The 2,329-nt window shown below is 67.0% G+C and carries 2 protein-coding genes; both read left to right on the forward strand.

The genetic code is table 11. The features are described from left to right. Positions 1 to 599, forward strand: a 599-nt coding sequence (locus VFR64_14020; GenBank protein ID HET9490855.1) for a cbb3-type cytochrome c oxidase subunit I, incomplete at its 5' end; no start/stop codon positions are given. A 119-nt stretch (positions 600 to 718) separates the two neighbouring features. Next, positions 719 to 2,329: cbb3-type cytochrome c oxidase subunit II (locus VFR64_14025; GenBank protein ID HET9490856.1), on the forward strand; the 1,611-nt coding region annotated here is incomplete at its 3' end.

A 2,329-nucleotide genomic window follows, 5' to 3' on the forward strand; every position in this document is an offset into this window, starting at 1 on the left:
TGATCATCCCGGTGTGGACGGTCGTGGTGAACTTCTTCGGCACCATGAACGGGCGCTGGCACACCTTCGGCCAGAACCTGACGGCGAAGTTCCTGATCATGGGCACCATCATGTATCTGTTCGGCTGCTTCCAGGGGTCGACCGAGGCGTTGCGGGTGATCCAGCAGCCGACGCACTTCACCGACTTCGTGATCTCGCATTCGCACCTCACGGTGTTCGGGACCTTCGTGGTCTGGGCGATCGGCGGCCTGGTCTACACCTGGCCCAAGCTGTTCGGCCGCGAGCTATGGTCGTTCCGACTGGGCAACTGGTCGTTCTGGCTGATCACCGCCGGCATCTCGACGATGGGGCTGGTCCTGACCGCGGGCGGGCTGATGCAGGGTTACATGTGGATGGACGGATCGGAGTGGGTGAACTCGATCCTGCCGATGTCGCCCTACTGGTTCGTGCGGACGCTCTCCGGGCTGTCGATGGACATCGGCATGACGCTGCTGGTGTTCAACCTGATGATGACGGCGCTGCGGGAGCCAAGAGAGGAGCGTGAGAGGGCTCCTGCGGTGCCCCGAGGCGCGGCCGCGGCGGGGGAGGCAGCGCGATGAGGATGAACGCTCGCGTCGTCGCTCTGGGAGCGGGCGTCTTCTTCATCTCGCTCGCGATCTTCGTCCAGGGACTCCTGCCTTTCCTCCACGCCGAGTCGCGCACCAGCGATGTCACCCGGGTGGTCCGCACCGACCTCGGTGAGCTCAAGTGGATGCGCTCCGACGCGACCGACTACTCCGAGCTCGAGCAACTCGGCCGGCAGGTCTACATCCGGGAAGGCTGCTGGTACTGCCATTCCCAGTTCGTGCGCCCGGTGACCGGCGAGACGCGGCGCTGGGGTCCGGTGAGCGAGGCGGGAGAATACGCGTTCGACGTGCCGCACCTCTTCTCGACCCGCCGCATCGGGCCCGACCTCACCCGCGTCGGGCTCAAGTACAGCGACGAGTGGCATCTCGCCCACTTCTGGGACCCGCGCATGGTGGTGCCGGATTCGATCATGCCGCGGTTCGCCGGGCTGTTCGACACGCCGGACGGGGCGGCCGCGATCGTCGATGACGACGCCGGCAATAGGACGCTTGAGCAGAACGAGGTCACCGAGGCGATCTTCGACTTCGGCAAGAAGGACACGCCCGCAGAGCACCTGCGGCTGACCCCCAACGCCGACGGCCTGTTGTTCATCCCGGAGCGCGGCAAGTACCCGGTGATCTTCACACCCAACGACGAGTACACCGGCGAAACGGTGCAGCTTGCCGTTCAGACGGCGGAGCTCGAGGGGCTGATCGCCTATCTGCAGAAGCTCGGCATGAACCGGGGCAAGTGGCGCGACATGTTCGAGCCGCAGTTGCTCGATGCATCACAGTTCACCGTGCCGCGCTCGGAGGAGTGGATCGTCCACGGCAGGGAGGTCTACGAGCGACGTTGCGCTGGCTGTCACGGCGTCACGGGCAACGGCAACGGCCCGGCCGCGACCTTCATGTACAAGTTCCGGCCGCGCAATTTCGAGCTGGCGGTGTTCAAGTTCCGCCTGGTCAAGGGGCCGCTGCCGACCGACGGCGACCTGATGCGCACGATCACCCGCGGCATCCGCGGCACGGCGATGCCGACCTGGCACAATGTCCCGATCGAGGATCGTCTCGCCGTCATCCAGTACATCAAATACGAGCTGGCGGTGGACCGCAGCAGTCCGGGCGACCCCTACGCCTACTTCGTCGAGGAGCCGCCTGGCGAGCCGCTCTACATCGGGACGCCGCCGGCGCCGTCGGCGGAGGTCGTGGCGCGTGGCCAGGAGGTCTGGCAGCAGGCCAAGTGCTGGGAGTGCCACGGCCAGTCCGGCGTGGGCGACGGACCCAAGGCGGCCGAGCTTAAGGACGACTTCGGCTTCCCGGTCCTGCCCGCCGACCTGACCACGGGCCAGTTCAAGTCCGGCCCCGCGGTCGAGGACATCTTCCGCACTATGAGCACCGGGCTTTCCGGCACGCCGATGCCGTCCTACAGCGACTCGCTGCCGGAGGAGGACCGCTGGGCGCTCGCCTACTACGTCCTTGCGCTGTCGGCCTTCAAGGATCCGCTGACCGGCGCGCCGCTGCAGATCTCCGAGGAGGACCGGCAGGCGCTGAACGATCCGGCGACCGCGGCGCGGACCATAAAGACGGCCTACGTGCCTGCGGCGAAGCGGGCCTTTGCCGTACTCGAGGGGAGTGAGCCGGACCACGCCGACTACGCCGGCGCCGCCTGGTCCAAGCGCCACGGCATGGAGCTTCTGCCCGCATCCAGGGCTGCGGCGGGCGTG

The organism is Candidatus Methylomirabilota bacterium (assembly GCA_035709005.1).
In the GTDB taxonomy this organism is placed as follows: domain Bacteria; phylum Methylomirabilota; class Methylomirabilia; order Rokubacteriales; family CSP1-6; genus 40CM-4-69-5.